The sequence below is a fragment of the Massilia sp. Bi118 genome, from assembly GCF_918697865.1.
Lineage (GTDB): Bacteria > Pseudomonadota > Gammaproteobacteria > Burkholderiales > Burkholderiaceae_D > Telluria.
The window spans coordinates 123,110-144,108 of record NZ_CAKKMV010000010.1; the positions used below are offsets into that span (position 1 = coordinate 123,110).

At 67.4% G+C, this 20,999-nt stretch carries 21 protein-coding genes; 14 read left to right on the top strand and 7 right to left on the bottom strand.

Features of this window, described 5'->3' with window-relative positions; all coding sequences use genetic code 11:
- The first annotated feature begins 134 nt into the window (after window positions 1-134).
- From LQV39_RS16305 to LQV39_RS16320, 4 genes are all read left to right on the top strand, one after another.
- Entirely contained in the window at window positions 135-1,319 is a 1,185-nt protein-coding gene (locus LQV39_RS16305) for a zinc-dependent alcohol dehydrogenase (RefSeq protein ID WP_230027182.1), read from the top strand.
- A 9-nt stretch (window positions 1,320-1,328) separates the two neighbouring features.
- Entirely contained in the window at window positions 1,329-1,904 is a 576-nt protein-coding gene (locus LQV39_RS16310; RefSeq protein ID WP_230027183.1) for a hypothetical protein, read from the top strand.
- A 274-nt stretch (window positions 1,905-2,178) separates the two neighbouring features.
- Entirely contained in the window at window positions 2,179-3,939 is a 1,761-nt protein-coding gene (locus tag LQV39_RS16315; RefSeq protein ID WP_374199439.1) for a M4 family metallopeptidase, read from the top strand.
- Window positions 3,940-4,053: 114 nt separating this feature from the next.
- Window positions 4,054-5,190 carry a PEP-CTERM sorting domain-containing protein gene (locus tag LQV39_RS16320; RefSeq protein WP_230027184.1) on the top strand — a complete coding sequence of 379 codons (1,137 nt, stop codon included), beginning with the start codon at window positions 4,054-4,056 and terminating at the stop codon, window positions 5,188-5,190.
- On the opposite strand, the gene LQV39_RS16325 is transcribed toward LQV39_RS16320, so the two are convergent.
- On the bottom strand, window positions 5,191-5,889 hold the full coding sequence (locus LQV39_RS16325) for a M23 family metallopeptidase (RefSeq protein WP_230027185.1): 699 nt from the start codon (window positions 5,887-5,889) through the stop codon (window positions 5,191-5,193).
- 53 nt (window positions 5,890-5,942) lie between these two features.
- Window positions 5,943-7,112 (bottom strand): L,D-transpeptidase, encoded by a 1,170-nt coding sequence (locus tag LQV39_RS16330; RefSeq protein ID WP_230027186.1) that lies wholly within the window; start codon window positions 7,110-7,112, stop codon window positions 5,943-5,945.
- 125 nt (window positions 7,113-7,237) lie between these two features.
- Between LQV39_RS16330 and LQV39_RS16335 the strand changes: the two genes are divergently transcribed.
- Window positions 7,238-7,531: a 2Fe-2S iron-sulfur cluster binding domain-containing protein gene (locus LQV39_RS16335; RefSeq protein ID WP_230027187.1), complete on the top strand. Its 294-nt coding sequence runs from the start codon at window positions 7,238-7,240 to the stop codon at window positions 7,529-7,531.
- On the opposite strand, the gene LQV39_RS16340 is transcribed toward LQV39_RS16335, so the two are convergent.
- Window positions 7,521-8,426, bottom strand: coding sequence for an alpha/beta hydrolase (locus tag LQV39_RS16340; RefSeq protein WP_230027188.1), 906 nt, complete (start codon window positions 8,424-8,426; stop codon window positions 7,521-7,523). The two genes, LQV39_RS16335 and LQV39_RS16340, sit on opposite strands and share 11 nt — an antisense overlap.
- 137 nt (window positions 8,427-8,563) lie before the next feature.
- Here LQV39_RS16340 and LQV39_RS16345 point away from each other — a divergent pair, with 137 nt between their 5' ends.
- Window positions 8,564-8,746, top strand: a complete 183-nt coding sequence (locus LQV39_RS16345) for a hypothetical protein (protein ID WP_230027189.1) — start codon at window positions 8,564-8,566, stop codon at window positions 8,744-8,746.
- Window positions 8,743-8,916 carry a hypothetical protein gene (locus LQV39_RS16350; protein ID WP_230027190.1) on the top strand — a complete coding sequence of 58 codons (174 nt, stop codon included), beginning with the start codon at window positions 8,743-8,745 and terminating at the stop codon, window positions 8,914-8,916. Before LQV39_RS16345 ends, LQV39_RS16350 begins: the two co-directional genes overlap by 4 nt.
- A gap of 15 nt (window positions 8,917-8,931) precedes the next feature.
- Here the strand turns inward: LQV39_RS16350 and LQV39_RS16355 are convergent, their stop codons facing one another.
- A complete protein-coding gene (locus LQV39_RS16355; protein WP_230027191.1) occupies window positions 8,932-9,141 on the bottom strand; it encodes a hypothetical protein in 210 nt (69 codons plus the stop codon).
- Between the two features lie 205 nt (window positions 9,142-9,346).
- On the opposite strand from LQV39_RS16355, the gene LQV39_RS16360 reads away from it, so the two are divergent.
- Window positions 9,347-9,493 carry a hypothetical protein gene (locus tag LQV39_RS16360; protein ID WP_230027192.1) on the top strand — a complete coding sequence of 49 codons (147 nt, stop codon included), beginning with the start codon at window positions 9,347-9,349 and terminating at the stop codon, window positions 9,491-9,493.
- Between the two features lie 59 nt (window positions 9,494-9,552).
- Complete coding sequence (locus LQV39_RS16365) at window positions 9,553-9,924, top strand: hypothetical protein (protein WP_230027193.1); 372 nt, start codon at window positions 9,553-9,555, stop codon at window positions 9,922-9,924.
- Here LQV39_RS16365 and LQV39_RS16370 read toward each other — a convergent pair whose 3' ends face one another.
- The 3 genes from LQV39_RS16370 to LQV39_RS16380 form a co-directional block, all read right to left on the bottom strand.
- Window positions 9,925-10,140: a hypothetical protein gene (locus tag LQV39_RS16370; RefSeq protein ID WP_230027194.1), complete on the bottom strand. Its 216-nt coding sequence runs from the start codon at window positions 10,138-10,140 to the stop codon at window positions 9,925-9,927. It abuts the gene before it with no gap.
- 138 nt (window positions 10,141-10,278) lie between these two features.
- Window positions 10,279-13,122, bottom strand: a complete 2,844-nt coding sequence (locus LQV39_RS16375; RefSeq protein WP_230027195.1) for an EAL domain-containing protein — start codon at window positions 13,120-13,122, stop codon at window positions 10,279-10,281.
- Window positions 13,123-13,246: 124 nt separating this feature from the next.
- Entirely contained in the window at window positions 13,247-13,966 is a 720-nt protein-coding gene (locus LQV39_RS16380) for a transferase spermidine synthase (RefSeq protein ID WP_230027196.1), read from the bottom strand.
- Between the two features lie 70 nt (window positions 13,967-14,036).
- Here LQV39_RS16380 and LQV39_RS16385 point away from each other — a divergent pair, with 70 nt between their 5' ends.
- The 5 genes from LQV39_RS16385 to LQV39_RS16405 all read left to right on the top strand — a co-directional run bounded on the left by LQV39_RS16385 (window position 14,037) and on the right by LQV39_RS16405 (window position 20,995).
- The gene (locus LQV39_RS16385) at window positions 14,037-14,312 is read left to right on the top strand and encodes a hypothetical protein (RefSeq protein WP_230027197.1); all 276 of its coding nucleotides are present in this window, start codon (window positions 14,037-14,039) and stop codon (window positions 14,310-14,312) included.
- A gap of 7 nt (window positions 14,313-14,319) precedes the next feature.
- Window positions 14,320-15,501, top strand: coding sequence for a diguanylate cyclase (locus LQV39_RS16390; RefSeq protein WP_230027198.1), 1,182 nt, complete (start codon window positions 14,320-14,322; stop codon window positions 15,499-15,501).
- Between the two features lie 79 nt (window positions 15,502-15,580).
- On the top strand, window positions 15,581-16,531 hold the full coding sequence (locus tag LQV39_RS16395) for a hypothetical protein (protein ID WP_230027199.1): 951 nt from the start codon (window positions 15,581-15,583) through the stop codon (window positions 16,529-16,531).
- 119 nt (window positions 16,532-16,650) lie between these two features.
- Entirely contained in the window at window positions 16,651-17,469 is an 819-nt protein-coding gene (locus LQV39_RS16400) for an ABC transporter substrate-binding protein (protein ID WP_230027200.1), read from the top strand.
- The gene (locus LQV39_RS16405; RefSeq protein ID WP_230027201.1) at window positions 17,450-20,995 is read left to right on the top strand and encodes a response regulator; all 3,546 of its coding nucleotides are present in this window, start codon (window positions 17,450-17,452) and stop codon (window positions 20,993-20,995) included. The genes LQV39_RS16400 and LQV39_RS16405 overlap by 20 nt, the downstream gene beginning before the upstream one ends.
- Window positions 20,996-20,999: the final 4 nt, after the last annotated feature.

Below are 20,999 nucleotides of genomic sequence, written 5' to 3' on the forward strand. Positions count from 1 at the left end.
AACAATTACATAGTTAATTGTTCGAAAACCCGCGCACGTTTCCATGCGCATATCGCCTTTCTTGGCGTTTTGTCATAAGGTTCAGTCAAAGGCCTGATCTCGACAGGCGGGCCGCTAACCATCGAGGAGGACATATGCTGGCAATGAATTACCGGGGACCCTACCGCGTCCGCGCCGACCACAAGCCCGATCCGGTCATCGAACACCCGGGCGACGCCATCGTGCGCGTCACGCGGACCTGCATCTGCGGTTCCGACCTGCACCTGTATCACGGCATGGTGCCGGATACCCGTGTCGGCCATACCTTCGGCCACGAGTTCATCGGCGTGGTCGAGGACGTCGGCTCCGACGTGCAGACCCTGAAGGTGGGCGACCGGGTGATGGTGCCGTTCAACCTGTTCTGCGGCTCCTGCTTCTTCTGCCAGCACGAACTGTACGGCAATTGCCACAACACGAATCCGGAATCGACCGCCGTCGGCGCCATCTACGGCTATTCGCACACGGCCGGCGGCTACGACGGCGGCCAGGCCGAATACGTGCGCGTGCCGATGGCCGACGTCGGCCCGATGGTGATCCCCGACGACATCCACGACGACGACGCCGTGCTGCTGACCGACGTCACGCCGACCGGCTACCAGGCGGCCGAGATGGGGGACATCAGCGAAGGCGACACCGTCGTGATCTTCGGCGCCGGCCCGATCGGCATCATTGCCGCCAAGTCGGCCTGGCTGATGGGGGCGGGGCGCGTGATCGTGGTCGACGAGGTCGAATACCGCCTTGAATTCGTCAAGCGCTGGGCCCAGTGCGAGGTGGTCAACTTCCGCGAGGTCAACGACATGGCCGAGCACATCAAGAAGATGACGGACTGGATGGGCGCCGACGTTTGCATCGACTGCGTGGGCGGGGACGCCGCCGGCTCGATCGCCCAGACCCTGACCGGGCGCCTGATGAAGGCCCAGGCCGGTTCGTCCACCGTGCTGCACTGGTGCATCAACTCGGTGCGCAAGGGCGGCAATGTGTCGATCGTCGGCGTGTACGGCCCGACCTTCAACATGGTCCCGATGGGCAACGTGCTGAACAAGGGCCTGACGATCCGCGCCAACCAGGCCAGCGTCAAGCGCCACCTGCCGCGCCTGATCGAGCACATCCGCGAGGGCCGCCTGAACCCGAAGGAAATCATCACCCACCGCGTGCCGCTGGAAGAAATCTCCGATGCCTATCACATCTTCTCCAGCAAACTCGACGGCTGCATCAAGACCGTCCTCATCCCGCCGCGCGCCCACGAGGTCCGCGCCGTCCAGGCCAGCGCACTGCATTAAGGAGATTCCATGCAAACCCACGAACAAGTCGACGAACATTCGCACCAGCACCACCACACCGGCCACGCCGACGAGCACCAGCAGGATTACCCGATGGTGCCGCAGCGGCCCTCGCGCGAACAGCTGGCCCACATCAAGGGCTGGGGCGCGGACCTGGACCGCAAGAACCGTCCGGCCGTGCCGATGGAGCGCACCCCGCCGCGCTTCATCCACGCGCATGAAGGCAAGCTGCCGCAGCAGCCGGAAACCGTCGAGATCCTGACCTCGACCGAGCGCCCCGGCATCACGCCGATCTTCGGCACCGTGCAGCCGCCGAAGGGCCTGTCCGGCATGCTGCGCCGACTGGCCTTCCGCTGGTCCGAGAACGACATGCGCCACTGGCTGATCCTGCTGGCCGCCGACCGCGTCAACGTGGTCGAGGGCATCGGCGAAGACCTGGCCAAGGGCAAGGTGCCGAACGTGCTGGCCGAGATGGGCATCAAGTCCGAATGGGAGCACAACAAGGCCGGGCTGGTGAAGAAGGCGGCGATTGGCGCGGCGGTGGTTGGCACCGCCGTTTACCTGATGCGCCGCAGGGACCGCTGACCCAAGCACGTCGTCCCCGCGAAGGCGGGATGGTGCCCCCGGCACCATCCCCCCAAGTTCTGCGAGCGTAGTCGAAACGCCAACAAACTTGGGCCCCCGCCTGCGCGGGGGCGACGATACCAGGAGTACCGTCTCCTAATACGCCCCACACCGGCCCGCCGCCGCTGTGGGGCTTTTTGCGCTTGAGCAAATCTTTTAACGGAACCTCGTCCACACTCTGATGGTGCCCAAAGCAGAGCTTGCTTACGGCTGCCCAACCGATTGGAGACGAGAGATGAACCAGCGTTCCCTCACACTTCTTGCAATTTTCCTCAGCCCAGCCCTTGCCGCGGCGCCGCTGCCGAACACCATGATGAGCGCGCCGGTGGCCGTCTCGCCGCAGGCGAAGGCCGGCATCGTCGCCCAACTCGAAGCGCGCCGGGCCCAGCGCGGCCTGGATGCGCGCCACGGCTTCGCGGTCCTGGTCACGCATCCTGGCATGCAGGGCACCCAGGTGGCGCGCGTCGCGCATACCTGGAAGGGCGTGCCCATCTTCGGTTCCGAATCGGTGGTGGTGCTGGATGCGAACGGCCGCATCCAGTCCGAATCCTGCTCGGAACGCCGTATCGGGCTCGGCAAGAACGCGGGAACGGCCGCCGCTGCCAACGGTCCGGCCGCCGATTTCAGCGTGGTCCCGGCCCTCACGGCCAAACAGGCAATCGACAAGGCGCTGGCTTCGCTCGGCGCGACCGCGAGCCATGTGGCCCCGCCCACCGCCGAGCTGATCGTGTATCCGGTGATGCGCACCGAGCGCACCGCGGCCGCGCGCGACAAGCAGGAATACGAACTGAACGCGCTCGACGTCGAGGACGTGGTCGACCATTACGAGCTGGCTTACCTGGTCCACACCCGCATGCAGGTGGGCGACAAGCCGGTCTACCACGACACCGTGGTGAGCGCGCGCGACGGCAGCATCCTCGACCAGTGGAACATGCTGCAGACCGTGATCGGCGTCGGCAAGAGCCAGTACAACGGCGAGGTGCCGATCAACACCACCCTGGTCGACGGCAAGTACAAGATGATCGACGATACCCGCGGCACCGGCGGCAAGTTCGGCGCGATGGCGATCACCAACGCCAACCACGGCACCAGCGCCGGCAACGTCTACGTCAACGACACGAATACCTGGGGCGACGGCAAGAACTACATCCCGAAAGGCTCGACTACCGACGCCAACGGCCAGACCGCGGCGGTGAACGCGATGTGGGGGCTGATGAACACCTACGACGCGCTGAAGAACATCTTCGGCTGGCAGTCGCTGGACGGCCACAACACCGCCACCTACATCGCCGCCCACGTCAACACGGCCTACGACAACGCCTACTACAGCGACACTTGCCGCTGCATGTTCATCGGCGACGGCTCCAGCTTCTACAGCCTCGGCTCGATCGACGTGATCGGCCACGAAATGGGCCATGGCGTCACGGCGGCCACCTCGAACCTGACCTACTCAGGCGAATCGGGCGGACTGAACGAATCGGCTTCCGACATCAACGGTGAAGTCGTCGAAGCCTATGCGCGTGCCGGCGGCAAGGGCGAGACGATTCCGGCCGAGGGCAACGACTGGGTGCTGGGCAAGGAGATCAGCAAGAGCGGCACGCCGCTGCGCTGGATGTACAAGCCGAGCAAGGACGGCAGCAGCCCGGACGCCTGGAGCACGTCGATCAAGCGCATCGACGTGCACTACAGCAGCGGCCCGAACAACCGCATGTTCTACTTCCTCTCTCAGGGCTCGAACGCGGACAAGGCCAGCGACTACTACAGCAAGTACCTGGTCAAGGCGCCGGCCAGCATGAGCGGCATCGGCCTCGACAAGGCCTACCGGATCTGGTTCAAGGCCAACACGACCAAGTTCACCTCGAGCACCAACTACGCCGACGCGCGCGCCAAGATGATCGAGGCAGCGGAAGAGTTGTACGGCAAGGGTGGCAGGGAGGCGATCGCCGTGCAGCGGGCCTACGCGGCGATCAACGTCGGGGCGGACGTCGACGAGTAAACAGGCAAGCTGCGGCCACCTCTCCAAACTGCTAGGTGGCCGCTTAATTTGTTGCAATAAATACATGAACATCGGTAGCATGGCCTTCTTTAAACGCACCTGGAAGAGATCGCCATGCCACGCCTGTCCCTGCTTTCCGCTCTGCTTGCACTTTCCATCGCGCCGCTGGCCGCCCAGGCTGCGCCCTTGTACACCGTTGCTACCGTCGGCAATTTCGGCGGCCTGACCAGCCAGGCAAATGGCCTTAACAACGCCGGTACGGTGGTGGGCTACAACTACACCTCGGGCGGGCACATCAATGCCTATGTCAGCAGCAGTGGCGCGGCGACAAGCCTGCATCAGGGTGACCCGAATACCGGCAACAGCCAGGCCTGGGGCATCAACGAGAGCGGCGCGGTGGTCGGATCGAGCAGCGTCGGCAACTGGATGCAGGCCACGGTGTTCTCGAATGGTACGGTGCATGCGCTGGGCACACTGGGCGGGCACAACAGCTATGGGTACGGCATCAACGCAAGCGGCCAGGTCGTGGGCATCAGCGACACGTCCGACGGCGCCCAGATCGGCTTCGTCTCCACAGGAAACGGGGGACTGGTCGGCATCGGCCCGACGAATGGCGGCGGCAGCAGCGCCGCCAACGCGATCAACGATGCCGGCGCCGTTACCGGTTACGCCGAGATCAATGCCCTCGGCGATTACCGTGCCTATATCTATACGATCGATGGAAGCATGCAGTTTCTCGGCACGCTGGGCGGTGACTATGCGCAGGGCTATGCCATCAACAATGCGGGCATGGTGGCCGGATATTCCTACATTGCCGGCAACACCGAGTCCCATGCCTTCCTGTATTCAAACGCGGGCCTGGTCGACATCGGCGATCTCGGGGGAGACGACAGCTATGCCACCGGCATCAACGCGGCCGGCGACGTGGTCGGCGCTTCGAACTTCAGCGCGGGCGGCGTCGGCGGCTACCACGCCTTTCTTTACAGCGGCGGCGTACTGAAGGACCTGAACGACCTGATCGATCCGACCCTCGGCCTGAACCTGGTCTATGCCGGCGACATCAACGACAAGGGCCAGATCGCCGCCCGCGGCTGCATGGCGAATGGCCAGTGCTCCGACGTGCTGCTGAGCCTGATCGACAACGGCGGCGGCAATCCGGATCCGAACGACGTGCCGGAACCGGAAGCCTTCACGGCCGGCATCGCAGGCCTGGCGCTGATGGGCCTGCTGCGCCGCCGTCGCAAGGCTTGATCACTGCGCCAGCAGCGGATAGGGATTAACAGGCGTCCCTTTCCACCACTGCTTCTCGGGCGTCAGCTCGAACACGGCAAAGTGCAGGTGGGGCGCGTTCGGATCGGCGTTGCCGGTCGCGCCCACGTAGCCGATCAGGTCGCCGCGCTTGATGTCCATGCCTTCCTTGATGCCGTCGGCATAGTGGTCGAGGTGGGCGTAGTAATAGGCGTATTTCTCGGTCGGATCGAACTGGTAGATGGTCAGGCCGCCGGGCTTGCTGGTGAAGAGCTTGGCGACCTTGCCGTCCGCCACGGCCAGCACTCTGGTGCCTTTCGGCGCCATGATGTCCAGCGCCTCGTGGTGGCGCTCGGCGCCGCGCGGCTGGTCGAAATTGTCCTTGATATTCGCCAGCGCCATGCCGTCGACCGGCACCATCAGCTTGCCGGCGGGGAGGGCGGAGGCGCCGGCGCCGCTGTCCACGGGCAGGGCCGTGGTGGATGGGCGCAGCGGCAGGTCGAGTTCGGTCAGGTCGGGCGTGACCTTGGGGGCGGGCGGGAGCGTGCTTTCGATGTCGGGCCCGGCGGGCGCGGGCAGCGAGCCCGTGTTCGCGGCCACGGCGGGCGCCGCCGCGGGTTCATGGGGCATCTGGCGCAGCCAGGCGAACAGGCCGCCGGCGCCGACCACGACGCCGAGCAGGAAGGTCAACAGCCATCTCATCACGTTCTCCTTTTGTTAGTATTACCTGCCGTGATACTTCTTCAGTCTACTATTTACTCCTGTAATACGACTTCCGTCCCTTTTTGCACCAGTCCGGCGACCTCGGCCGCGCTCCAGTTGGTCAGGCGGATGCAGCCATGCGATTCCGTCTTGCCGATCAGCGAAGGAACCGGGCTGCCGTGGATGCCGTAGTGCGGAATCGACAGGTCGATCCAGGCCACGCCCACCGGGTTATTGGGACCGGCCGGGACCTTGGCTTTGGCGTCGCCCGGCTTGGCGTCCCAGAACAGCTTGGGGTTGTAGTTGTAGGTCGGGTTGCGGGCCACGCCGTCGATCTTCCAGTTGCCGATCGGGAGCGGATCGTGTTCGCTGCCGGTCGAGGCCGGGTACTGGGCCAGTGGCCGGCCGGCGGCGTCTTCGAGCGTCAGGATGCGGCCATCGCGCGAGACCACGACGCGTGCCGCCGGCGGCAGCGGCGCGGTGCCGACCACGTTCGGCACCATGATCTGCTCGCCGGCGCGGCTCAGGTCCTTGCCCTTGTTGAGCTTGTCGATCAGGCCGGGGCTGGCATGGAATTTTTCGCCCAGGCCTTCCTGCACGGTGGCGTAGCCGAGGGTCGGCAGCTTGGCCTTTTCCATCATGTCCTCGGGGACCGGGCGGAAGGGGCCGGCGACGTCGCTGTCGACCAGCGTGTAGGCGACGACGGTGGGGACGGCATCAAGGTTCAGGGCATTCCAGGTGGCTTCGTCGAGCTTGCCGGTGACCTGCAGGTTGCGCGCTTTCTGGAAGCCGGACAGCGCCTGCTTCATGTTGGAGCCGAAGGCGCCGTCGATCTCGCCCGGCGAGAAGTGGGCGCGGTCGAGCAGGACCTGGGCGCGCAGCAGACGGTCGAATTCGCTCGCTTCGACCGGTGCGTTGACGGGGGCGGTGGCGGCGGTTTGCGGCACCGGCGTCGGCGCTGCAGGTGCTTGCGCCTGCACAGGCGCCGCGGCAGGCGCAGCTTGCACGGCACTGTTCTGCGCGCGCGCCGTGGCGGCGGTCTGGGCATTGGCGTTCGAGGCTGCGGCGATGCGCGCCTGCACAGTCGGCTGGGCGGTTTGCCGGGGAGCCTGCTCTGTGGCGGCGGCCGGCTTGTTCTTGACCGGGTAGGCCTGCTGGGCGCCGGCCGCGGCGCAAACGCTGCCGAGAACCAGGGCGAGGGTGGGGGCGGTGATGTATTTCATTGGCTTCCTGCATTACTTACATATGGAAACCTCAGCGTAGTGCTGCGCCGGATGGGGGTCTGTGCGCGAACGAACCCATCTTCCGGCACACGTAAACACGGCCCCCGAGAGGTACAATCGCGATAATGAGCGAAGCCACGATCACCTTCCAGCCCTCCGGATGGAGCGTCCGCGCACCCGCGGACACCACCATCCTGCACGCCGCCGAACAGGCCGGCATCGACCTGCCCAGCTCCTGCCGCAACGGCACCTGCCGCACCTGCATCTGCCGCCTGGCGAGCGGCGGCGTGCGCTACCTGGTCGAGTGGCCGGGCTTATCCTTCGACGAGAAGCGCGAGGGCTATGTGCTGCCCTGCGTGGCCGTGCCCGTGGGCGATGTCGTGGTCGAGCAGCGCCTGGCCAAACGAATCACCTTTTAAGCGCCGACTCGATCGCCTTCGCTACCTGCGGCCACGAATGCGAGCTGGCCGCCACCTCGTCGTAATGGCTGGCGCCCGGCAGGATCACGACCTCGGCCGCATCGCCGGCGGCGCGGGCGCGGGCTGCGTAGTCGCGGGCCACGCGTGGCGGCGAGATATTGTCCAGTTCCCCCGTGACGAGGATGGTGCGGCTGCCGTTCGGCAGCAGGTCGCCGGCATTGGTGTCGGCGAAGACGTCCGGCCGCTTGTCGCTGGGCGCGCCGGTCAGCTGGCCGATCTCGCGGTCGCAGCTGGACTTGATCAGGGCCTGCTCGCGGCGCAGGTCGGCCAGGCCGCCCAGGCTCACCACGTTTTTCACGGGCAGAGGATCTGGCTGGTAAAGGGGACTACTGGCCGGGATGCGCGCCCGTCCCGCCATCCACTGCACCAGCTGGCCGCCCGCCGAGTGCCCGACCGCCACCAGGCGGCTCAGGTCGAGCGGATAGCGGCCCGCCTGCTGGGCCAGCATGCTGAGCGCCGCGTTGATGTCCTGGTAGGTGCCGGGATAGCCGCCGCCCGGCTCGTCGACGCGCCGGTACTCCACGTTCCAGGACGCGATGCCGCGCTCGGCCAGTGCGCCGGCCAGGTTGCGCAACTGGGTGATGCCGCCGAATTCCTTGGTCCAGCAGCCGCCGTGCACCAGTACCGCCACCGGGAACGGACCGGGGCCGCCGGGAATGAACAGCTCCGCGAATTGCGAAGGCGCGCTGCCGTAGGCGAAAGTGGCGTTGGGCACCGGACCCTTCAGCGCCAGGTAGTCGGCCAGCTTCATGGGCGCGGGCGCGGCGGCGTGGGCGCCGGCGCAGGCGGCGAAGGCGGAGGCAAAAGCGGCGAGTGAAATCAGGCGGCGCAGCATCGGGGCATCCAGTACGAAAACGGCAAGAGCGCCATCATACCAAGCTCGCGCACGATTGAAAGCCGGCCCCGGTCTTCCATGCTAGTCTGCGCCAAAACGTCATCCGTTTGTCAGCCCTTCACCAGAGGAGAATTGCTATGACCCAGTCGAAATCCAGCGGCAACCAGAACAAGCAGTCGGCCAACGATTCGGAAGAGGATCTGGCCAAGCGCCGGGCCGGCGTGAATCCGGACAAGAGCAGCCATAACGAAAAGACCACCATCAAGGCCGGCAAAGGGAAGGGAGCCGGCGGCGGGGCGAAGCAAAAGGAGGGACGATGACTGGAGCGATGCCGGGCGATGTAGCACTCCGCGCCCATACCACGCCCGATCCGACCGATCCGAACCAGCCGCCTCCGCAGCCGAGTCCGGATCCGGACGACGTGCCGGCGCCGGCCCGCGCGCCGATCGAAGAACCGCGGGCGCCCCAGCCTCCCATCAAGGCCGGCTAGGGCGCTTCAATCGACTCAGGGCTTGTCCGAACGGCCGCCCTGAGCGTTGCCGGCCTTCCCGGCATCCTGCTGACTGCCGCCACTGCGCGGCAGCGGCGGAATCTCCTTGATCATCTCATTCGTTTCGTGCTGGGCCGGCGTGATCTCGCCGCTGCCGATATCGCCTTCGTGCATCATCGGCGGGGCTTTGGCGCCGGGATCCGGCTTGGGCGTCGAAGTATTCATGTTGCGCTCCTCAAAGGTTGCAGGTGGTGGGATTCGGGTGTTGACCTGATCCTAACAGCCAGCCCGGGCCCCCGGCGCTCGATAGACAGGCGAGGAGCATGTTGCTTTATGGCTACAATCCTTGCTTTATGTATGACAGCGCACATAGCCCTCCGAGAAAGTTTTTATAATGGTCCATCGGCCAAGCACTCTCGGGGAGGACAGCATGGGCACCACACTGCACAACAAGATCTATCTCGGACGGCACTCGATGCTGGCCTCGCGGCGCCTGCAGGTGGCGCTGGCGGTGGGGGCGCTGGGCGCGCTGGCCGGCGCCGGCATCGTGTGGGCGGCGATGCGCGCACTGAAGTAAGTTGCGGGCAAGCCCGGGCCGCCTTACCATGGCGACCTTTGCTCTCAACGAAAGCTTGAATGAAGAATGAAAAACTGACGGGCGACGAATACGACGCCCTCGAATTCATCCGGCGCGGCGCCCGCACCGACAAGGTCAACGCCTGCGTAGGCCGGAACGCCAAGCGCCTGTCCGGGCTGAAGCTGGTGCAGTATGCGAAGAATGGCGCGCTGTCGCTGACGGACAAGGGGCAGGAAGTGCTGTTCCTGAAGCGCTGTATCGAAGCGCTGCGTGCGCTCGAGCGGGATCCCGCGAGCGCGCTGGATGAGGATGTGATGCAGTTCCTGTCGCGCAAGTCGCACATCGCCGCTTTGGCGAGCGGCGGCTACGGACTCACCGAACGCGGCCGCGAATCGCTGGCCGACATCAGTGCACAGGAACCGAAACGCTGATCAGTTCGAGCGGCGGCGGTGCGGATACACCAGTGTGCGCACCGCGATCTCGGCCGGCACGTTCATCGCCGCAAGGAATTCGGCCGCGCGCTGCAGGCCCAGGGTCGGGATCGACGCAACGGCCTGGTTGACCAGGTCACGGGTACGCATGTCGGTGCGCTGCTTGCGGTCTGCTGCGCTGTGGGCAGCGCTGAGGCTGGCCGTCTCGAAGTTCATATCATCCCTCATTATTATCTGAAAAGCATTGTTGCCATATTTTCAGTCTATTGTAGGGTAAGGTATTTTTTTCTGCCACAAAAAATTGCAGATAAAATAAAGAATACAAGGCCTTAGCGCCGTTTGTTCAACAAAATGCTATGCAACCGCCACTTGCGGCTCGTCTTCGAGGGCCGCCAGGCCCCGGCGCTGGCGCAACAGCTGTTCAAATTCCTGCGCCGGCAGCGGGCGCGAGAAGTAATACCCCTGCATTTCGTCGCAGCCCTGCTGGCGCAGGTAGTCGAGTTGCTCGGCCGTCTCCACGCCCTCGGCGATCACGGACAGGCGCAGGTTGTGCGCCAGCGTGATGATGGAGGCAACGATCGCGGCGTCATTGGCGTCGTGGGTGATGTCGTTGACGAAGGAGCGGTCGATCTTCAGCACGTCGATCGGGAAGCGCGACAGGTAGGAGAAGCTCGAGTAGCCGGTGCCGAAGTCGTCGATGGACAGCTTCACCCCGAGTGACTTCATGCGGTGCAGCAGGTCGACCGCCGGCGTGACGTCGCTCATGAACAGGCTCTCGGTCAGCTCCAGCTCCAGGCAGGACGGCTCGAGGCCGGTCTCCGCCAGCACCTGCTCGATCCCCGGCAGCAGCTCGGTGGCGCTGAACTGGCGCGCCGACAGGTTCACCGCCACCCGTAAATGGCCCAGCCCCGCATCCTGCCAGGCCTTGTTCTGGGCGCAGGCGGTGCGCATCACCCAGGCGCCGATCGGCACGATCAGGCCGGTGTCCTCGGCCACGCCGATGAAACGGGTCGGCGGCACCATGCCCAGCTCCGGATGCTTCCAGCGGATCAGTGCTTCCATGCCGACGATCTGGCCGGTCTTCAAATCGACCTGCGGCTGGTAGTGCAGCACGAATTCGTTGCGATCGAGGGCGTTGCGCAGCGCGCTTTCAATGCGCACGCGTTCCAGCGACTCCTCGTTCATGGCCGGCGTATAGAACTGGAAGTTGTTGCGGCCCAGCTTCTTGGCGCGGTACATGGCGATGTCCGCGTGCTCGATCAGGCTCTCGGCCGGGGTGCCGTCGCTCGGGTAGGCGGCCACGCCGATGGAGCAGGTGACGAAGAATTCCTTCGGCCCCAGCATCACCGGCTGGGCCACCGAGTCCATCACGCGCTGCACGATGTCGCCCGTCAGCGGCTGGTCTTCGTGCTGCGACAGGATCACCACGAATTCGTCGCCGGACAGGCGGGCCACGGTGTCGGTGTCGCGCAAGGAGCCGCGCAGGCGCGCCGCCACCGTCATCAGGAGCACGTCGCCGGCCTTGTGGCCCATGCTGTCGTTGACGAACTTGAAGCGGTCCAGGTCGATCAGCATCACCCACACCGGATGGCCGCTGCGGGTGGCGTAGGCGACGGCCTGGCCGAGGCGGTCCTGCAGCAGCGAGCGGTTGGGCAGGCCGGTCAGCACATCGTGCTGGGCCACGTGGTGCACGCGCTGCTCGGTGATCTTGCGCGCCGTGATGTCGCTGCCGGTGCCGCGGTAGCCGGTAAAGCGGCCGCTGTCGTCGAACATCGGCTGGCCGCTGACGCAGTACCAGCGCTCCTCGCCGAGATCGTCGAGCAGGCGGTATTCCAGGTTCTTGAAGGGCTCGCGCGCCTCGATGGCGGCGATGTGCTCGCGGCCGGCATCGCTGTCGGCCAGGCCGGCCACGATTTCCGCCCGCGTCTTGCCGAGGATGCGCCCGACGGCGATGCCGGATTTTTCCGTGAAGTGGCCGGTCACGGCGACGAAGCGCAGGCGCTCGTCCTGTTCCCAGTACCAGTCCGACGACATCGCCACCAGCTGGCGGAAGCGCTGCTCGCTTTCCTGCAGCGCCTTTTCGGTGCGCTTCCTGGCCAGCACGTCGTCGATCAGGCGCTGGTTGGTGAGCTTCAGGTCGGCGGTGCGCTCGCGCACCAGTTCCTGGACCTTGCGCGCGCGCTGGCCGGCGGCCTGCACGAAGGCGGCCAGCAGCAGGGTCGACAACAAACCCCCGGCCAGCAGCAGCGTCGAGGCCAGGTGGTCGGCCAGGTAGGGCTTGGGCGCCGAATGCGCTTCCACGGTCCAGGTCTGGCCGGCCGCCACGAAGCGGTCCAGCTCATGCGCACCGGCGCGCGCCAGCCAGCGCAGCGGCAGCAGCTCGGGCGCCGCCGTCTCCCCGGCGTCGTGGTTGGCGTAGACCATGGCGGCTTGCCCGGTCTGGGCGCCGATGTACAGCTTCAGCAGGACGCTGCGGTCGTCCAGCAGGCCGGCGCGCGCCAGCGTGGAGCGGGCCAGGGTCTGGACGTCGATGATGGCGGCGGTGTCGCCGAGCAGGCGGCCGGCCGGGCCGTAGACCGGCATCACCACCTCGAAGCTGGGCTTGCCGGAAGGGTCCTGGGCCAGGCGCAGCAGGCCGCTGGCGGAGGCGCGTCCGCTCGCATGGGCGCGCGCCAGCGCTCCCGCCACCTCGCCGTTCTCGCCGACGTTGAGGCCGAAGGCCGGCTCGTTGCCCTGCATCGGTTCGAGATAGTCGACCACGTTGTAGTGCGGACGGCGCGGCGCCGGCACCAGCTTGCCGTCGACGTTCTCGCGCAGGATGGTGCCGGGACGGACCCGCTGCAGCTCGGCCTCGAATGCCGCGCGCTCGCTGTCCTGGACCGCGCGGTGGAAATTGAAGGCCTTGATGTAGGGGTTACGCAGCAGCAGGGGCGTGGTGAAATCGTGGAACTGCGAGCGCGTGACCGGCTGCACGGTGGCGAACAGCTGGTTGGTGACGTTCAGTACCTCGACCGCATCGTCCATGCCCTGGCGCAGGGCGGCCACGCGCACGTTCGCGCCCTGTTCGAAGGCCAGCGACTGGTTGTCGATTTCGAGCCGGTTGACCGCCACCGTCAGCACGGCGGTCGTGGCCAGGCCGCCCCCAAGCGTGAGGGCCGCGGCAAGCGTGAGCGACAGCTGCAATCGGCGACGCGGCATCCAGTTTCCTATAAAGAATACTTGCCCGAGGGCATGAAGTGCGCGCCAGTTTGTCACACAAACCGATATTTCCGCAAACAAATTGTCACATCGCAGAGCCGGATGGACACGGATGTGGCGAGCGTCAAACAGTACGCCATGCAATCCGGTTAAGGATCAGGCGCACGCATAGACGGTTCAGCAAGCCGAAGGGGAGGCGGGGCAGCAGGCGCGCGGCCCGGCCCCGGGTGGCGGCGCCGGCGAACAGGATATGGTTGTTGCCGGCCGCCTTGTCGAGCCGGCAGGTCTCGCCGTCGAAGGCGGCGTCCAGCGCCGCGATGACGTCGCCGCGCCGCTTGTCGTAGCTGAACACATTCGCCACCAGGACCCCGCCGGGCAGGAGCAGGCGCCGGCACACGTCGTAGAAGAAGCGGCTGGACAGGGCGGGCGGCAGGCCCGCCTCGTCGAAGCCGTCGACCACGATCGCGTCGAAGCTGCCTGGCGCCGCGCCCAGCATCCACGCGGCGGCCTCGGTGTGGATGACCCGGAAGCGGGCGTCGTCGGGCGGCACCAGGAAGGCTTCGCGCAGGGCGATCACGTCGGCGCGCAATTCGAGCACGGTGATGCGCGCGTCCGGAAAATGGCGGTGGCAGAACTTGGCCATCGAGCCGCCGCCCAGGCCCACCAGCAGGATGTGCGCGGGACGGGGCACCAGCAGCCCGAAGCACATCATGGCGCGCGTATAGGCCAGCACCAGCTTGTGCGGGCGCGACAGCCGCATCGCGCTCTGGATGTCTCCGGGCGTGAACTCCAGCGTGCGGCGGTCGCCCTCGGTGCGCACCAGCGGCTTGGGAAGATTGTTCATGGCTGTAGTCTAGCTTGTTGCGAAGGATAAGTTTCTGATAAGCTGGCCGCCGCAGCCTCACGGAGACCCCATGTTCCTGGACCATCCCACCATCACCGCCACCAACAGCCAGACGGAGCCCGACCGCATCGAGCGGCTCGACCGCGTCTATGGCTATGCGATGGGACTGGCCGACGTGGACGGCGACCAGGCCTTCGTCGAGAAGCTGACCCAGCTCCACGACCACAAGGGCACCCTGATCGTGTTCTGGCACGAGCCGCCCAGCGAGGCGCAAATGCATTACATGGCGCGCGCCTGGGCCAGCAAGGTCGGCGACGGCACCACCTCCGTGGTCCACGAGTACTGAGGCGGCCATGGATTCCACCACCATCGTTCTCGCACTGGCGCTCGGCAACCTGGCGATTTGCGCCGCGCTCTTCTTTTTCGAACAACCACACGAAAACGGCGGCCGCCCGGCGGCCCTGACCGCCTGGGGCTGGTCGCGCCAGATGCAGGCGGCCGGCTGGCTGCTGCTGGCGATCGGCGGCGCGAATATCGTGCCCGAGCGCCTGGCGCTGCCGGTGGCCTATGGACTGGTGATCGCCGGCGTGGCCTGGGAAGCCGGGGCCTTGTGGGAACGCGCCGGCGGACGGCGCTGGCGCAGCATCGCCACGCCGGCGCTGGTGCTGGCCGTGGGCGCCTTCCTGCTGTGCTACTGGATCGACGAGATCGGCCTGCGCGCGCTGGCGGCGTCGCTGATCCTGGCCGCCTTTTATCTGTCGGCCGCCGCCGCCCTGGCGCGCGGCTGGGCCCAGGCCTCGATGCTGCGCCGCTTCCTGGCGCTGGCCACCGCGCTGCTGGCGCTGGTGGTGGGCGCGCGCGGCGCGCTGGTGCTGCTGGCGCCCTCGGGCTGGGGCTGGATGAGCAACGAGCTGCTGCGCCAGCTGTATTCCGCCGCACTGTATTTGCTGATGCTGCTGGGCGGCTTCGGCTGGCTGCTGCTGGGGAAGGAAGATGTACAGGACCAGCTGGCGCGCCTGGAAGTGGTGGACCCGCTGGTCGACTGCGCCAACCGGCGCGGCTTCTTCCAGGTGCTGGCGCCGTGGATGGCGCTGGCGCGCCGTCCGGGCCCGCCCACCGCGCTGGTGCTGTTCGACCTCGACCAGTTCAAGCGCGTCAACGACAGCTACGGCCACCCGGCCGGCGACGTCGTGCTGCGCACCCTGGTCGAGGTCTGCAAGCGCCAGCTGCGCGACAGCGACCAGCTGGGCCGCCTGGTCGGCGTCGAGTTTGCGATCCTGCTGCCGCGCACCAGCCAGGAAGACGCCGCGATGGTCGCCGAGCGCATGCGCGCCGCGATCGCCGCCACCAAGGTCAAGACCGAGCGCGCGATGATCTCCCTGACCGCCAGCTTCGGCGTGACCGCGATCCGCGCCGACGACAGCAGCGTGACCCTGCTGGCGCGCGCCGACGAAGCCCTGCGCGCCGCCAAGGAGGGCGGGCGCGACCGCGTTGCGCTGGCGTCGCCGGCGCAAGCCATTCCCGCCGAGGCATGAGGATGCTGGCCGGCGCTGTCATCGAAGCGTCATACCGGGCCGCTATCGTGGCGCCGTTCTCCATGGAGCTTCCATTGCAATGAGCGATCGCGATCACGCCGCCGACCCCACCTACGCCGCCCTGGTGCTGGGCTCGGACAGCTTCCGCCTGCTGGTGGCGAGCTACCGCGACGGCGTCCCGCTGGCGCTGGACGGCGAGCACGTGCCGCTGCGCCTGGCCGCCAGCCTGGATGCCAGCGGCTGCCTGAGCCAGGACGCGATGCGCGACGCCCTCGAGTGCGTGGCGCGCCTGCGCGAACGCTTGCGTGCGCGTCCCCTGGCGGCGGTGCGCGCGGTCGCCACGTCCACGCTGCGCATGGCGCGCAACGCCCACCTGTTCCTGCCTGCCGCCCAGCAGACCCTCGGCCACGAAGTGCAGGTGCTGTCGGGCGAGGAAGAAGCCCTGCTGACCTGGCTGGGCGTGTCCGGCGCCGCGCCGGAAGGCAGCCGGCCGCTGGTGATCGGCATCGGCGGCGGCTCGACCCAGTTCGCGCTGGGGCAGGGCATGCGCGTCACGCGCGCCGGCTCGGTGGCGCTGGGCACCGTGCGCCAGGCCCTGACCTTTTTCGGCAACGGCCGCATCGATGCCGTGTCCTTTGCCGCCGCGGTGTCCTCGGCGCGCGTGCGCCTGGCCGACCACGCGGCCGACTACGGCCCCGGCGCGCGCGACTGCGTGTACGGCGCCTCCGGCACGGTGCGTACCCTGGCGCGCCTGGCCCGTGAAAACGGCGGCGATGGCACGGGTGACCCGATGGCCGTCTGCCGCTCCGACCTCGAAGTCCTGGGCGCCCGGGTGCTGGAGCATGCCGGCGGCGGCCGCCCGCTGGCCGGACTCGGACGCCTGCTGCCGCGTAACGTCGCCGCCGCGCTGGCGATCCTGATCGCGCTGATGGAGGAACTCGAGATCGGCACCCTGCTGGAGACCGATGCCGGGCTGCGTCATGGCCTTCTGCACGACCTGCACCGTCAGCGGCAAACGGTCGCGGCCTGAGGCGTGGCAGGGCGGCGACGCCGATTTGTGCCTGCCAGTCACAAATTTCCTAAATTTCAACAGGGTCTGGCATACTTGGTGTTCTGTTTCCAACTAACATCAATGCCGGCCCCACCGACATGCAGCGCATCTTTACCACCGGAGCCCTCGCTTTCTGCCTGCTCGGCCTTGCCGCCAGCCCGGCCATGGCCGCCGGCAAGCCCACCCTCCAGCTTTGTTTCGAACGCGAAGAAGTGCTGCCCTGGCGCACCCTCGACGGCGGCGGCCTGAATTTCGAATTGCTGAACGAGGTGGCGCGCCGCGCCGGCATCCAGTTCGGCTACGAGAGCATGCCCTGGAAGCGCTGCCTGGCCCAGCTCAAGGCCAACCAGGTCGACGGCGCCTTCGCGGTCAGCTTCTCGACCGAGAGGCTGGAGCTGGGCGCCTATCCGGGCGGCCTGAAGCCGGACCCTGAGCGCCGCCTGCACGTCGACCGCTACCTGCTGGTGCGGCGCAAGGGCAGCCGCGTCAACTGGAACGGCAAGGCCTTCCAGAACCTCGATGGGCGCGTCGGCTTCCAGCTCGGCTACTCGGTGGGCGATTTCCTGCGCCGCCAGGGCGTGCTGGTGGACGAGGGCAGCCAGCGCTCCGACGAACTGCTGCAGAAGCTGCTGTCCGGACGCGTGGAAGCGGCGGCCCTGGGCGGCGGCGACGCCATGCGGCTGGTGCGCGGCAAAATGGCCGAGCAGCTCGAGCTGCTGCCGGCGCCCTTGCTCGAAAAGCCCTATTACCTGCTGTTGTCCAACGATCTCGTCAAACGCCAGCCGCAGCTCGCCGAACGGATCTGGAACACCGTACTGGAAGTGCGCAACAGCCCGGCCTACCGCAAACGCGAGCGCGAGCTGAGCGTGTTCCCGCAACCTGGAAGTGGAAGCGCGCATGCCGGATTCCAGCGTTGAACGCCTGAAAAAGGGCCGGGGACTGGCCGCGCTGGCGCGGCGCGTGCTCGAGAGCTGGCGCCAGAACGTCGTGTTCCGCCTCGGCGCCGGCATCGTGCTGGCGGTCGCGCTGTCGACCGGGGTCTACACCACCTACGTGATGCAGACCCTGCGCGAGGAAGCCAGCACGCGCCTGCAGGAGCGCGTCGAGCGCCAGGCCTCGGTGCTCTCGCACGCGCTGGCGCGGCCGCTGTTCGACATCAACAGCGCGGCCGTGTCCTCGGTGGTCGATTCGCTCGGCGCCACGCCGGAAGTGCTGATGCTGCACGTGCTGGCGCCGAACGGCGCGGTGCTGGCCGCGCTCGGCGCCGACAACGACGAGCCGAACGCGATCCGGGTCCAGCGCAAGATCAGCTTCCACGACGGCAACCGCAACTTCCACGTCGGCACCATCGAGCTGGCCTTCTCGCGCCGCCAGATCGACGAAGACCTGCGCCGCCAGATGGTGCAGACGGTGATGGCGAACCTGATCCTGACCCTGGCCATCGTCGGCTGCGTGCTGCTGGTCGGCCGCCGCATGACCCAGCCCTTCGCCGACATCCAGGAAGCGCTGGAAAAGCTGGCGCGCGGCGAGACCGACATCTACCTGTCCGGCATCGGCCGGCGCGACCAGATCGGGCGCCTGTCCTCGGCGGTGCGCAGCTTCCGCGACACCCTGAACCGGCTGCGCAAGGCCGAGCAGGTGACCAATGGCCTGCTGCGCGAGAAGAGCGGCATCGAGCAGCAGCTGCGCGAACTGAACGAAGACCTCGAACAGAAGATCGCGGCGCGCACGCGCGAGCTGCTGGACTCGATCCGGGTGGCGCGCGACAGCCAGGAAAAGCTGCAGGCGATCGTCGACACCGCCCTCGACGCCGTGGTGCGGATGGACCGCCAGGGCCGCATCGTCGGCTGGAACACCCAGGCCGAAAGGATCTTCGGCTGGTCGCGCGACGAGGTGCTGGGCCTGGACCTCGACCAGTGCATCGTGCCGGAACGCCACCGCGCCGCCCACCGCAACGGCCTGGCGCGCTTCGAGCGCAGCGGCGTCGGCGGGGTGCTGGACACCCGCATCGAAACCTATGCGCTGCGCCGCGACGGCACCGAATTCCCGATCGAGCTGGCGATCACGCGGGTGCAGCTGGCCGACAGCGAGGACTACGAATTCTGCTCCTTCCTGCGCGACATCTCGGAACGCCGCGAACGCGAGCAGTCGCTGGTGGCGGCCAACGTGCGGGCCGAGGCGGCCAACGTCGCCAAGTCCGAATTCCTGGCCAACATGAGCCACGAGATCCGCACCCCGATGAGCGCCATCATCGGCATGGCCTACCTGGCGCTGCGCACCGAGCTCTCGCCCAAGCAGCAGGACTACGTCGGCAAGATCCACCGCGCCGCGCTGTCGCTGCTGGGGATCATCAACGACATCCTGGACTTCTCGAAGATCGAGGCGGGCAAGCTGGACGTCGAGCAGATCCCGTTCTGCCTCGACGACGTGCTGGCCAACGTCGCCAGCGTGACCAGCCAGAAGGCCGCCGACAAGCAGCTCGAATACCTGTTCCACGTGCCGCACTCGATTCCGCGCATGCTGGTCGGCGACCCGCTGCGCCTGGGCCAGGTGCTGATCAACCTGGTCAACAACGCGGTCAAGTTCACCCCGGCCGGCGAGCTGGAACTGTCCTGCATGCGCATCGACGCCGGCGCGAGCGCGCTCCAGGCCGATCGCGTGAGCCTGCGCTTCGCGGTGCGCGACACCGGCATCGGCATGAACGAGCAGCAGCAGGGCAAGCTGTTCCGCGCCTTCCACCAGGCCAACGGCTCGACCACCCGCGAATACGGCGGCACCGGCCTCGGGCTGTCGATCTCGCAGCAGCTGGTCGGCCTGATGGGCGGCCAGATCGTGGTCAAGAGCAGCCCCGGCAAAGGCTCGACCTTCCACTTCGACCTCGAATTCCCGCTGTCCGGCGAACCCGAACGGGTGGCGGTGGCGCCGCCGGAACTGGACGGCGCGCGCCTGCTGCTGGTGGACGACAGCGAAGTCGCGCGCGAGATCATGTGCGAAGCCCTGCAGGCGTTGCCGCTGCGCGTCGACACCGCCGCCAGCGGGCTCGAAGCCGAAGCAGCGCTGCTGGCGGCCGACGCCGGCGGCGATCCCTACCGCGTGGTGCTGACCGACTGGCAGATGCCGGGCATGGACGGCATCGCGCTGGCGCGCCGCATCGGCGGCAACCCGGCGCTGCGCCATCCGCCCTCGGTGGTGCTGGTGACCGCCTTCGGCCGCGAGGAGGTGCAGCAGGAGGCGGAAGCCGCCGGCATCCGCGGCTTCCTGACCAAGCCGCTCGGGCAGTCGGCGCTGGTCGATACCCTGGTCACCCTGTTCGCGCCGCCCAGCAGCAGCAATGCGCGCGGCCGCTGCGAGGAACTAGGGGATTGCGTGGCGCGCGTGCTGCTGGTCGAAGACAACCAGGTCAACCAGCAGATCGCGCTGGAACTGCTGCAGGCCCAGAACATCGCGGTGGACGTCGCCGCCACCGGCCGCGAAGCGCTCGACCTGCTGACAGAGGGCGGCCCGGAGGCCTACGACGTGGTGCTGATGGACCTCGAGATGCCGCAGCTGGACGGCCACGCGGCCACCGTCGAACTGCGCAAGGATGCGCGCTTCGACAAGCTGCCCATCATCGCCATGACCGCGCACGCGCTGGCCGAGATCCGCGAGCGCTGCCTGCGCGAAGGCATGCAGGATTACGTCAGCAAGCCGGTCGAACCGGAAAAGCTGTACGCGACCCTGGCGCGCTGGATCGGCTCGCAGCTGCCGCCGCCGCTGCCGCGCACGCTCGCGCCGGAAGTGCCGGAAGGGCCTTCGCTGCCGGGTCTTTCCAGCCTGTCCGGCATCGATTCGGCCTTCGGCCTGCGCCACGTGGCCGGCAATGTCGCCCTGTACGTGCAGCTGCTGGACCGCTTCCGCGCCACCCAGCGCGACGCCGGCAGCCAGATCCGCGAAGACTACCAGGCGCGCCGCCTGGCCCAGGCGGCGGCGCGCGCCCATACGCTGCGCGGGGTGGCCGGGAATATCGGCGCCCGCGAGCTGCAGACCCTGGCGCAGGCGGTGGAAGAGGGCCTGGCGCTGGCCGAGCCGGACCGCGGCCGGCTGGCGGCCGGCGTGCGCGCGCTGGATGCGGCGGTCGACGCCACCATGCACTCGCTCGACCAGTACTTTGCCAGCCGCGCCGCGCAGGCGGCCATCCAGCCGGCGCCGCCCGCGCAGGAGGCCGTCACGCATGCGCCGGCCGATACGCTGCAGGCCATCGCCCAGCTCGAACAGCTGCTGGCCGAGTTCTCCGGCGACGCCACCGATTACTTCGAGACGGTGCGCGGCCAGCTCGCCGGCGTGCTCGAGACCCCGGTGCTTGCGCGCCTGGAGCAGCACCTGTCGCGTTACGAATTCGAAGAGGCACGCCAACTGCTGCCGCAGGCAGCGGATGCGCGTCCCGACATAGCGGAAACCCCATGAACCT

Bases quoted from the DNA above. Each gene is read 5' to 3' on its own strand.
- LQV39_RS16305 (WP_230027182.1), top strand. From the start codon at position 135: ATGCTGGCAATGAATTACCGGGGACCCTACCGCGTCCGCGCCGACCAC.
- LQV39_RS16310 (WP_230027183.1), top strand. From the start codon at position 1,329: ATGCAAACCCACGAACAAGTCGACGAACATTCGCACCAGCACCACCAC.
- LQV39_RS16315 (WP_374199439.1), top strand. From the start codon at position 2,179: ATGAACCAGCGTTCCCTCACACTTCTTGCAATTTTCCTCAGCCCAGCC.
- LQV39_RS16320 (WP_230027184.1), top strand. From the start codon at position 4,054: ATGCCACGCCTGTCCCTGCTTTCCGCTCTGCTTGCACTTTCCATCGCG.
- LQV39_RS16325 (WP_230027185.1), bottom strand. From the start codon at position 5,889: ATGAGATGGCTGTTGACCTTCCTGCTCGGCGTCGTGGTCGGCGCCGGC.
- LQV39_RS16330 (WP_230027186.1), bottom strand. From the start codon at position 7,112: ATGAAATACATCACCGCCCCCACCCTCGCCCTGGTTCTCGGCAGCGTT.
- LQV39_RS16335 (WP_230027187.1), top strand. From the start codon at position 7,238: ATGAGCGAAGCCACGATCACCTTCCAGCCCTCCGGATGGAGCGTCCGC.
- LQV39_RS16340 (WP_230027188.1), bottom strand. From the start codon at position 8,426: ATGCTGCGCCGCCTGATTTCACTCGCCGCTTTTGCCTCCGCCTTCGCC.
- LQV39_RS16345 (WP_230027189.1), top strand. From the start codon at position 8,564: ATGACCCAGTCGAAATCCAGCGGCAACCAGAACAAGCAGTCGGCCAAC.
- LQV39_RS16350 (WP_230027190.1), top strand. From the start codon at position 8,743: ATGACTGGAGCGATGCCGGGCGATGTAGCACTCCGCGCCCATACCACG.
- LQV39_RS16355 (WP_230027191.1), bottom strand. From the start codon at position 9,141: ATGAATACTTCGACGCCCAAGCCGGATCCCGGCGCCAAAGCCCCGCCG.
- LQV39_RS16360 (WP_230027192.1), top strand. From the start codon at position 9,347: ATGGGCACCACACTGCACAACAAGATCTATCTCGGACGGCACTCGATG.
- LQV39_RS16365 (WP_230027193.1), top strand. From the start codon at position 9,553: ATGAAGAATGAAAAACTGACGGGCGACGAATACGACGCCCTCGAATTC.
- LQV39_RS16370 (WP_230027194.1), bottom strand. From the start codon at position 10,140: ATGAACTTCGAGACGGCCAGCCTCAGCGCTGCCCACAGCGCAGCAGAC.
- LQV39_RS16375 (WP_230027195.1), bottom strand. From the start codon at position 13,122: ATGCCGCGTCGCCGATTGCAGCTGTCGCTCACGCTTGCCGCGGCCCTC.
- LQV39_RS16380 (WP_230027196.1), bottom strand. From the start codon at position 13,966: ATGAACAATCTTCCCAAGCCGCTGGTGCGCACCGAGGGCGACCGCCGC.
- LQV39_RS16385 (WP_230027197.1), top strand. From the start codon at position 14,037: ATGTTCCTGGACCATCCCACCATCACCGCCACCAACAGCCAGACGGAG.
- LQV39_RS16390 (WP_230027198.1), top strand. From the start codon at position 14,320: ATGGATTCCACCACCATCGTTCTCGCACTGGCGCTCGGCAACCTGGCG.
- LQV39_RS16395 (WP_230027199.1), top strand. From the start codon at position 15,581: ATGAGCGATCGCGATCACGCCGCCGACCCCACCTACGCCGCCCTGGTG.
- LQV39_RS16400 (WP_230027200.1), top strand. From the start codon at position 16,651: ATGCAGCGCATCTTTACCACCGGAGCCCTCGCTTTCTGCCTGCTCGGC.
- LQV39_RS16405 (WP_230027201.1), top strand. From the start codon at position 17,450: ATGCCGGATTCCAGCGTTGAACGCCTGAAAAAGGGCCGGGGACTGGCC.